Raw genomic sequence first — 7,866 nt, 5'->3', positions numbered from 1 at the left:
ACCTTGCGCGTGGCCGGCGCGGCCGGGATCACATGCGGCATCGTCGTCTCGCGGCCGGTGGCCGCGTTGTGAATGCAGAACGCGGCACCGCCCTGATAGATCCGGTCCAGACAGTAGTTCGCGCCGACACACGGGCGAATGTCGTCCTCACGGTGCTCGATGATCTTGCGCACGATATGCGGATCGGTCATGTGCGCACGCGTCATGCCGATCATGTCGACCTTGCCGGATGCGATCGCGTGGCGCGCGGTCGGCACATCCTGGATCCGCGCGGCGTGGAAGGTCGGAAACTCGGTGATGCCGCGCATCTCCCCGGCGAAATCGAGGTGCGGCGCGCTCTTCATCCCCATGATCGGGATGATGTCCGTCAGGCCCGCGTCGGTTTCCAGGTGCCCGCGGATCACGTTCAGGAAGTCGATCAGGCCGCTCGACTTCATCGCGAGCGATAACTGGATCCCCTCCTCCTTCGTCAGTCCGCCGGCGATCATCTCATCGGCGGTGTAACGGATCCCGACGATGAACGCGTCACCGACGCGCTTGCGGATCGCACGCAACACGTCGAACGTGAAGCGCATCCGGTTTTCGAGCGGGCCGCCATACGGCGCGTCCAGCGTGTTCGTCAGCGGCGACCAGAACTGGTCCATCAGATGTCCGTACGCTTCCAGCTCGATCCCGTCGAGGCCGGCCGCCTTCATCCGCTCCGCCGCGTCCGCATAGTCGCGCACGATCCGTTCGATATCCCATTCCTCGAGCTTCTTCGGAAACGCGCGGTGCGCGGGCTCGCGCGCATGCGACGGCGACACCGCCGGCAGCCAGTCGCCTTTGTCCCAGCGCGTGCGGCGGCCGAGATGCGTGAGCTGGATCATCACCTTCGCACCGTGTTCGTGGCACTCGTCGACGAGATCCTTCATCCACGGCACGACCTCGTCGCGGTACGCGAGGATGTTGTTGAACACGGGCGGGCTGTCCTTCGAGATCGCCGCGGAACCGGCCGTCATCGTCAACGCGATACCCGCCTTCGCGCGCTCGACGTGGTACGCGCGGTAACGCGCCTTCGGCATCCCGTCCTCCGCGTAAGCCGGCTCGTGCGACGTCGTCATGATGCGATTGCGAAACGTCAGATGTTTGAGGGTGTACGGCTGCAGCAGCGGATCGTTCGACATGGGATTCCTCTGGATGGGAACGGGAGCGTGGGTCGTGACTGCCTGACATGAGTGACGGTTGCGACTCAGGTTAGAATCGCTGTACATATGTGTCAAGCAAACAATACACACATGAACATTAAGCTCGGGAAACCCCGTACGACGGGCGTCGCGGGGCGTCTTGACGGGTGGGCGGGCCGCCAGTGCGGCACAATGCGGGTTGCGAAGTGCGCAACCGATCGAGGACTGGAACGAGAGGATGTTTGCCTGATGGAAGAACCGATTGCAGCCGCGAACCTTCGCGGATCGGCGGACACGTGGCTGGACGCCGCGACGGAAAGCTTGCTCGAAGGCGGCGTCGAGTTCGTGCGGATCCAGCCGCTCGCGAAGAAGCTGAATCTGTCTCGGACAAGCTTCTACTGGTTCTTCAAGGACCGGGAAGAACTGCTCGCGACGCTGCTCGCGCGCTGGAAGACGAAGAACACCGACAACTGGCTCTCACGCACGCAAGCGTATGCGGACTCGATCTCGGAGGCCGTGCTGAACGTATTCGACTGCTGGTTCGACGATGCGATCTTCGACAACCGCTACGAAGCGGCGATCCGCAGCTGGGGGCAGCAGGCCCCCGAGATCGCGGCCGAGCTGGCCGACGCGGACGCGAAGCGGATCGCGGCGCTGACGGCGATGTTCGAGCGCTTCGACTACGCGCCGGTCGAGGCGCAGGTGCGCGCCCGCACGATGTACCTGACCCAGCTCGGCTACGTGTCGATGAAGATGACGGAGCCGATGCGCGAGCGCATGGCGCGCATCGCCACCTACGCGCAAGTATTCACCGGACAGCAGCCGACCGACCGCGACATGCAGCGCTTCTTTGCGCGTCGCACGCCGCCGGCCGTTTAGCCGGACAGCCCTTTCCGGGTTGCCGACGTCGACAACCCGGCATGATCACCGCTCATGATTCGCCAGCGGCGCATTTCGGATCTCGGTTTTGTCGGAGGCCGCACGCGTTGCCGCCCCGTGTAGATCGCGGTCGGCGAGCGCGGCGCGATACTTCGTCGAATCGGTCGGGCTGGACTTCTTCATCGTCCGCGCGAGCGTCATCCTGGCGCACGGATCGGCGGCATCGTTTCGTCCATCCGGTGCGAAGCGCGTCATCCTGCTATCGATCACGCCCGCGTCACTTCGCCCGCTCGTGCTCCGCCAACCCGATCGCCTTGTAGTCGTAAGTCGGATAGAACGCCGTCCGGTACGCGCCCCACGCCGTATCCTCGAGCACGCGATTGACCTCGCGCAGCCGCGACGCCGGCAGCCGCAGCACGACGATCTGCCCGATCCCCATCGTCACGGTCCAGCTCACCACCTCCACGCCCGGCGGCGGAAACGCCTTGTAGAACCCCTGCTTCGCGAGCTGCGCATTCAGCTCGGCAAGCGGGCGCGACTGGTCGTGTTGCAGGAATACCGTGAGCAGTACCGCGTTGTCGGGCGTCGCGGCAGCGGAAGCGGCCGGCACGGTCGACGTCTGGCCGATGGCCGGTGCGCCACCGATCGCGGCGCCGGCCAGCACGGCAGCGATTGCAAGGGTTCGAATCGGGAAAGGCAGGCATGCCGTCATGACGCGACTCCGTGGCTTCGTGGCTGGAGCCGCCATCATGCGCCACCGGCCCCATCGCTGCAGCCGGCCGGCCGATGCGGCTACGCGTCGTCCGCGCCGTTGCGTTCGCGCAGCACGTCGATGAATGCACGCAATTTGGCCGGCACGTGTTTTCGATTGACGTAGTAAAGCCACATCGGCGGCAACGTGCGGCACGCACCGGGCAGCACCTCGACGAGCGTGCCGTCGCGCACGTCCTGCTCGATCCGCTCGCGCATGAACGCGAACGCGATGCCGACACCCGCGCGCGCCGCATCGATCACCGCGTCGGCATCGTTCGTCACCAGCACGGCATCCGGATCGAGATCGACGTCGCGCTGCCCGTCACGCAACAGCCATTTGTGCAGGCGTCCGCTCTCCGAGAACCGGAAACGGATGCACGCATGCCGCTCGAGTTCGGCAATCGACGCCGGCACGCCATACCGCGCCAGATAACCGGGCGACGCAACCAGCGCACACGTCAACGCCGGCGCGATCCGCACGCCGATCATGCCCGGCTGCAGCCGGTCGGCCAGGCGAATCCCCGCATCGAACCCGTCCTTCGCGATATCGACCAGTTCGTTCTCGTAGCGGATCTCGAGCCGGACTTTCGGGTAGCGTTCGCGGAACGTGGCGAGCACCGGCGCGATCACGAGCGCACGCGCCAGCGGCAGCGCGGTCACACGCAGCAACCCGGTCGGCTCGCTGCGCGCATCCTTCAGCTCGTCGCGCGCCTGCATGACCTGCCGGTACGCAGGCTCGGTCTGCCGCCAGTAACGCTGGCCGGCTTCCGTCAGGCTCACGCCGCGCGTGCTGCGATTGAACAGCTTCACGTTCAGCTCGCCCTCGAGCTGCCCGATCGCGAGGCTCACGGCCGCCGGCGTCAGGCCCAGTGCGGCGGCGGCACGCGTGAAATTGCCGGCCGTCGCGACGGTCATGAACACGTGCAGCCCGGCCATCGGATCGCGTCTGCTCATCATTAAAAAAACTTGAAACTCTTGCGAGCGGAATGCGGATTCTCCCATATACCGCAACTGCCTACACTGGCCCTGTCGTCCCACCGGAGCCTCGCATGAACCCGCCCACCGCCGCGCTGCCGCTCGCAGCCGCCCGCCGCACGATCGACGCAGCCCTTGCGCATGCCGCATCGCTGCAGGTCGCCGGCGTCGCCATCGCCGTCGTCGATGCCGGCGCGAACCTGCTCGCGTTCGCGCGCACCGACGACTGCTTTCTCGGCGCGATCGATCTCGCGCAACGCAAGGCGCTGACGGCGGTCCGCTTTCGCGCATCGACCGCCGCCCTCGGTGCGATGTCGGGTGATGGTCCGCTGCGTGGCATCGAACACAGCCACGGCGGGCTCGTCACGTTCGGCGGCGGCGAACCGCTCGTCGACGGCGACGGGCGCTGCGTCGGCGCGATCGGCATCTCTGGCGGCAGCGTCGACGAAGACACCGCGATCGCGCAGCACTGCCGCGACCGCTTTCCGGCAACCTTCCACTCCACAAGGTAAGCACATGGCACAGAAACGCATCCTCATCACCGGCGCGGGCACCGGCTTCGGCCGCGAAGTCGCGCTGCGCCTCGCCGAACGCGGTCACGACGTGACGGCCGGCGTACGCGTCACCGCTGAAATCGACGCACTGACGGCCGCCGCCACGCAGCGCGGCACTGCGCTGCGCGCGATCAAGCTCGACGTCACGTCGCCTCACGATCGCGCCCGCGCGGCCGAACTCGATATCGACGTGCTCGTGAACAACGCGGGCGTCGGCGAAGCCGGCGCGCTGGTGGACCTGCCCGTCGAGATCGTCCGCGAGCTGTTCGACGTCAACGTGTTCGGGCCGCTCGAACTCACGCAGCAGATCGCGCGCGGCATGCTCGCGCGCCGGCACGGCAAGATCGTGTTCGTGTCGTCGATCGCGGGCCTGATTACAGGGCCGTTCACGGGCGCCTATTGCGCGTCGAAGCACGCGGTCGAATCGGTCGCCGAGGCGATGCACGCGGAACTGGCCCCGCATGGGATCAAGGTCGCGGTCGTGAACCCTGGCCCGTACAGCACGGGCTTCAACGACCGGATGATGGAAACGACGCGACGCTGGCGCGATCCGGCCGCGCACACCGTGACGCCCGAGCGGCTGACGTTCCCGCTCGAACAGCACGATCCGGAGGAAATGATCGCGAAGATGGTCGACGTGATCGACAGCGACGGCGGCGCATTCCGCAACCTGCTGCCGACATCGTCGGAAGCGTTCGTGCGCGCCGAACAGGCGCGTGCGTGGGAGCGGCAGCAATAGGAAACGCCAATGAGATGAAATGCCGGGGGCTGTTTGAATGTGTCAGATTTCTCAATCAGCTCCCTGCGCACGAGCCTCTCGTTTTCCCTCCCCCGACGAGAAGGTGCTCGGTAACCGAGCCGGCGAACACGACTATGCCCGTGACCTTGCTGAACGTGCGTCGTAACCTTAATCGTCACGGCACTATCTTTGGCGGGCGTTGCTTATATTTCGTGGGAGCCTCCAACATCTCACGTGGAATAGTCACCCGATCCACGCGCTTAGCTTCGATCGACGACGAATTTACGTCGCCGTTCAGGAAAATGAATTCTTTTCCTGAGTTACTTGGATTGAAAGCATCGATATCCAATCGTGCGCGCAACAAGATTCCGTCATCCGAGAGACAAAGAGCTGCGGCTCGATGGGGGAACTTTGGGTCGACCACTCGCCACTCTTCACAGCGAATTCCATCGATGGAATCATTGAAAAGATACTGCTCAAAACGCACCCGTTCGAGCCAGTCACTTGCAACTCTGTCTTGATCAAACTCTTTAGCATCCTTCCATACGGAAAACCACTTTTTTTCGTGAGATGGCAAGACTAAGTAATCTGGTGCATCGTATGGCAAGCTAGGTGAATTCGTCCGGGAGAACTCCACCCGCATTGGCAGACCACCGGCAGCGAAATATACGTCGACGAATCCGCCACTCTTACGCCAGTATTGGACGATGACATCATGTGTCGGATGACGCGGAGGCGGTGTGCGAACGTTCACCGCTGCAGAAGCCAGCGAGGGAGCGAGCAACCCTAGAAGCAACAAGATGAGTCCTTTCATGCGTATCTCCGTGAAATCTCTGCTCTACTGGCAGTAGTTTGCGCGGTTATTCAGCGGTGAACTATAGGACTTGACCGATTTCTCGGACCTATCCGTGATTCCGTGGGCGAGGCATATCATGAGGTGTAAAGGCCATGGATATGCCGATGAAAAAGAAAAGACAAACTGTAGCGGTTCAGGCAGCGCCCGCGGGCCGTTGCCTGAACCGCCCAAGGAACTGCTGGACCAGTTGGTCAAGGGGCCGATGACACCGGCCGAGGTGCAGGACTTGATGCTGGCGTTCAACAAAGCGGTCATCGAACGTGCGACGGGCGCCGAGATGAATCTTCATCTGGGCTACCCGCCGGGCCAGCCCAAGCCGCCCGGTCAGGCCAACGAACGCAACGGCGCCAGCGGCAAGACGGTCATTACCGATCGTGGCCCAGTCCGGGTCGACATGCCTCGTGACCGTGACGGCAGTTTCGAGCCGATTCTGATCCCCAAGCACGAGCGCCGTTTCACCGGCTTCGACGAACGGATCATCGCAATGTACGCCCGCGGCATGAGTGTGCGCGAGATTCAAGGGTTTCTGGCCGAGCACTACGGCACCGAGGTATCGCCCGACTTCATCAGCTCGGTCACCGACGAGGTGATGGCCGAGGCGCTGAGCTGGCAGAGCCGCCCGCTCGAGACGATGTATCCGGTGGTGTTCTTCGATGCGCTGCGGGTCAAGATCCGCGACAACGGCGTGGTCAGCAACAAGACCGTCTATCAGTTGCCCTTCGATGCTCAGCGAACTGCTGCGCCGTGTGGGCGTCAGCCCCCGCCATTCATGCTGTTAGCATCTTTAAGCTGCCGGCGGAGCGGCGAGCGCGCCACGACGCCCGCCGCCCGCGAGATCAGTACACGTCCCGCATGTAGCGCCGTGCCTTCGAAAGCCGCGCGACGTAGTCGTTCGCGGCCTCGTCCGACATCCCGCCGTGCTCGGCAACCACCGCCTTCAGTGCCGTGTCGACGTCCTTCGCCATCCGCGCGGCATCGCCGCATACGTAGAAGTGCGCGCCTTCTTCCAGCCACGCGAACAGGTCGGCGCCCTGCTCGCGCATCCGGTCCTGTACGTAAATCTTGTCGGCCTGGTCGCGCGAGAACGCGAGGTCGAGCCGCGTCAGGAAGCCGCTGTCGTGCATCGCGCCCAGTTCGTCGCCGTAGTAGAAGTCGGTCTGCGCGTGCTGCTCGCCGAAGAACAGCCAGTTGCGCCCGCGCGCGCCGCGTGCCTGCCGCTCGTGCAGGAAGCCGCGGAACGGCGCGACGCCGGTGCCGGGGCCGACCATCACGATCGGCACGTCGCCGTTCACCGGCGGCCGGAAATGCGCGGACTTCTGCACGAACACGGGCACGCGTCCGTCGTCCGCCCGATCGGCGAGGAACGTCGACGCAACGCCTTTGCGCGCGCGCCGGCCGTTGTGATAGCGCACGGCCGACACGGTCAGGTGGATCTCGCCCTGGTGCGCGCTCGGGCTCGACGCAATCGAATAGAGGCGCGGCTGCATGCGCTTGAGCATCCCGACCAGTTCCGTGCCCGACAGCTCGACCGGAAACTCGTGCAGCACGTCCGCGAGCTGCTGCCCCCACAGCCATTGCTTCAGGTCGCCCTTGCGTTCGTCGCCGAGCAGCGACTTCAGCGCGCCGTTCGCGCTGCGCGACGCGATGAACGCCAGCGTGTCCGGATGCGGGCGCGTGATGTCGAAGTGACGCGCGAGCGCATCGCCGAGGCGCACATCGCCGACGCCCGCCACCGATACGGGCGCATCGGCCTTCAGCGCGGTGACGGACAGCAGTTCGTCGACCAGCTCCGGGCAGTTGGTCGGCCACACGCCGAGCGCGTCGCCGGTTTCGTATTCGAGGTTCGCGCCTTCGGTCGACAGCGACACGTAGCGCGTGTCCTTGGCCGCGCCCGGACGGTTGAGCCGCAGGTTCGCGACGAGCTTCGACGGCGCCGGATGCGCCTTC

Annotated in this window: 8 protein-coding genes and 2 pseudogenes; 4 read left to right on the top strand and 6 right to left on the bottom strand. The window is 64.8% G+C overall.

Translation table 11 applies throughout. The annotated features are described in order from the left end of the window. A pseudogene (locus JYJ84_RS22625) lies at positions 1 to 1,163 on the bottom strand (N-methylproline demethylase); the annotation flags it as partial. A gap of 249 nt (positions 1,164 to 1,412) precedes the next feature. Between JYJ84_RS22625 and JYJ84_RS22620 the strand changes: the two are divergent. Further along, positions 1,413 to 2,042 (top strand): TetR/AcrR family transcriptional regulator, encoded by a 630-nt coding sequence (locus JYJ84_RS22620; RefSeq protein ID WP_122947235.1) that lies wholly within the window; start codon positions 1,413 to 1,415, stop codon positions 2,040 to 2,042. Between the two features lie 45 nt (positions 2,043 to 2,087). On the opposite strand, the gene JYJ84_RS22615 is transcribed toward JYJ84_RS22620, so the two are convergent. From JYJ84_RS22615 to JYJ84_RS22605, 3 genes are all read right to left on the bottom strand, one after another. Then, positions 2,088 to 2,297: a hypothetical protein gene (locus JYJ84_RS22615; protein ID WP_122947236.1), complete on the bottom strand. Its 210-nt coding sequence runs from the start codon at positions 2,295 to 2,297 to the stop codon at positions 2,088 to 2,090. 22 nt (positions 2,298 to 2,319) lie between these two features. Next, positions 2,320 to 2,754, bottom strand: a complete 435-nt coding sequence (locus JYJ84_RS22610; RefSeq protein WP_122947237.1) for a hypothetical protein — start codon at positions 2,752 to 2,754, stop codon at positions 2,320 to 2,322. An 80-nt stretch (positions 2,755 to 2,834) separates the two neighbouring features. Continuing rightward, entirely contained in the window at positions 2,835 to 3,749 is a 915-nt protein-coding gene (locus JYJ84_RS22605; RefSeq protein ID WP_122949532.1) for a LysR family transcriptional regulator, read from the bottom strand. A gap of 95 nt (positions 3,750 to 3,844) precedes the next feature. Between JYJ84_RS22605 and JYJ84_RS22600 the strand changes: the two genes are divergently transcribed. Further along, positions 3,845 to 4,282, top strand: coding sequence for a heme-binding protein (locus JYJ84_RS22600; protein ID WP_122947238.1), 438 nt, complete (start codon positions 3,845 to 3,847; stop codon positions 4,280 to 4,282). A 4-nt stretch (positions 4,283 to 4,286) separates the two neighbouring features. Then, positions 4,287 to 5,063, top strand: a complete 777-nt coding sequence (locus tag JYJ84_RS22595) for an SDR family oxidoreductase (RefSeq protein WP_122947239.1) — start codon at positions 4,287 to 4,289, stop codon at positions 5,061 to 5,063. Positions 5,064 to 5,238: 175 nt separating this feature from the next. On the opposite strand, the gene JYJ84_RS22590 is transcribed toward JYJ84_RS22595, so the two are convergent. Next, complete coding sequence (locus JYJ84_RS22590) at positions 5,239 to 5,877, bottom strand: hypothetical protein (protein WP_164462677.1); 639 nt, start codon at positions 5,875 to 5,877, stop codon at positions 5,239 to 5,241. Positions 5,878 to 6,023: 146 nt separating this feature from the next. Between JYJ84_RS22590 and JYJ84_RS22585 the strand changes: the two are divergent. Next, positions 6,024 to 6,628, top strand: a pseudogene (locus tag JYJ84_RS22585) (transposase); the annotation flags it as partial. Between the two features lie 127 nt (positions 6,629 to 6,755). On the opposite strand, the gene JYJ84_RS22580 reads toward JYJ84_RS22585, so the two are convergent. Further along, positions 6,756 to 7,866, bottom strand: a 1,111-nt coding sequence (locus JYJ84_RS22580) for a sulfite reductase flavoprotein subunit alpha (protein ID WP_374102120.1), incomplete at its 5' end; no start/stop codon positions are given.

Origin of the sequence: Burkholderia sp. LMG 13014 (genome assembly GCF_905232215.1) — a bacterium.
Lineage (GTDB): Bacteria > Pseudomonadota > Gammaproteobacteria > Burkholderiales > Burkholderiaceae > Burkholderia.
This window is presented reverse-complemented; position numbering and strand designations above follow the sequence as displayed.

Coding starts and splice junctions, on each gene's coding strand:
- JYJ84_RS22620 (WP_122947235.1), top strand. CDS start 1,413: ATGGAAGAACCGATTGCAGCCGCGAACCTTCGCGGATCGGCGGACACG.
- JYJ84_RS22615 (WP_122947236.1), bottom strand. CDS start 2,297: ATGACGCGCTTCGCACCGGATGGACGAAACGATGCCGCCGATCCGTGC.
- JYJ84_RS22610 (WP_122947237.1), bottom strand. CDS start 2,754: ATGACGGCATGCCTGCCTTTCCCGATTCGAACCCTTGCAATCGCTGCC.
- JYJ84_RS22605 (WP_122949532.1), bottom strand. CDS start 3,749: ATGAGCAGACGCGATCCGATGGCCGGGCTGCACGTGTTCATGACCGTC.
- JYJ84_RS22600 (WP_122947238.1), top strand. CDS start 3,845: ATGAACCCGCCCACCGCCGCGCTGCCGCTCGCAGCCGCCCGCCGCACG.
- JYJ84_RS22595 (WP_122947239.1), top strand. CDS start 4,287: ATGGCACAGAAACGCATCCTCATCACCGGCGCGGGCACCGGCTTCGGC.
- JYJ84_RS22590 (WP_164462677.1), bottom strand. CDS start 5,877: ATGAAAGGACTCATCTTGTTGCTTCTAGGGTTGCTCGCTCCCTCGCTG.